This is a genomic window from Paenibacillus sp. EKM301P (genome assembly GCF_011800295.1).
Taxonomy (GTDB): domain Bacteria; phylum Bacillota; class Bacilli; order Paenibacillales; family Paenibacillaceae; genus Paenibacillus; species Paenibacillus polymyxa.
Genome location: NZ_JAALFM010000133.1, coordinates 1 through 268, shown reverse-complemented (window position 1 = coordinate 268; position 268 = coordinate 1). Strand labels below are relative to the sequence as shown.

Annotated in this window: 1 protein-coding gene; it reads right to left on the bottom strand. The window is 50.0% G+C overall.

Going from position 1 to position 268, the window contains the following annotated elements:
• Positions 1–268, bottom strand: a 268-nt coding sequence (locus tag HFD99_RS25200) for a condensation domain-containing protein (RefSeq protein ID WP_167441094.1), incomplete at both ends; no start/stop codon positions are given.

Sequence of the window (268 nt, the reverse complement as noted above, 5' to 3'; positions counted from 1 at the left end):
ATAATCCTTGTACTGAATCCGCAGTGGCGGCAGTTCCTGGCCTTCATACAATTGAGAGAACTCCTGCACGATAATGCTTTCCGTCACGCCATCCGAAATAATATGGTGCATGTCATAGAGCATAACGTGACGCTGCGGTCCATTTTCGATCAACTGAACCCGCAGCAACGGGGCTTGTGCGAGATCAAATGCACGTACAAAGTCCTGTGCGTACTGCGGTGTCTCTTCTTCACTTGCTTGCACATATTCCACGCTGAATGGAGCGCTG